This is a genomic window from Streptomyces chiangmaiensis, from assembly GCF_036281785.1.
In the GTDB taxonomy this organism is placed as follows: domain Bacteria; phylum Actinomycetota; class Actinomycetes; order Streptomycetales; family Streptomycetaceae; genus Streptomyces; species Streptomyces chiangmaiensis.
Window position 1 is genome coordinate 1 of the sequence record NZ_JAYWVC010000754.1, and the last position, 548, is coordinate 548.

Sequence of the window (548 nt, forward strand, 5' to 3'; positions counted from 1 at the left end):
GCGCACGGAGTTCGCCGCGAGCGGTTTGCAGACGTGCTTCTTCTTCGTCTTCGGACCTGCCTTGCCGTTGCGCCGGCCGTCGCACTGTTCCCTGCAGCGCCGCAGCCGTGCGTAGAACAGCTCCAGCATCTCGGCGGTGAGCTTGCTTGCCTTGAGGTCGCCGAACGTGGGCTTGAGGTAGTTGCGGATCAGGCCCTCGGTCCGCTCGTAGGAGGTCTCTTCGAGCTCGGCGATGCTGAGCCACCGGTCGAGGAGGAACGACAGAGCGACCTGGCTCTTGGGGTGTCGCTGCTCGTCGACCTCGTGGAGGAGTCTGGTGCGGACCTTCTCGGCCTCTTCCGGGGTGGCGGCCTGCTCGTGGAGGTAGAGGTCCTTCTTTGTGAGCGGGTCACGCCCCGCGTAGACCCGTACCTGGAAGCCGTCGCCGTGGGGGCGGATGCTGCCGCGCTGACGTCGCCTGGATCGTGTGTTCGCCATGGCTGTGGAACCTATTCATGGTCAATGCCATGGCCACGATGACCAGCGCGCCTACCCCGTAGGGGTAAACG

The 548-nt window shown here is 65.3% G+C and carries 1 protein-coding gene; it reads right to left on the reverse strand.

The window, feature by feature from the left end; translation table 11 throughout:
• Positions 1-477, reverse strand: a 477-nt coding sequence (locus VXC91_RS46770) for a tyrosine-type recombinase/integrase (protein WP_329513391.1), incomplete at its 3' end; no start/stop codon positions are given.
• Between the last annotated feature and the right edge of the window lie 71 nt (positions 478-548).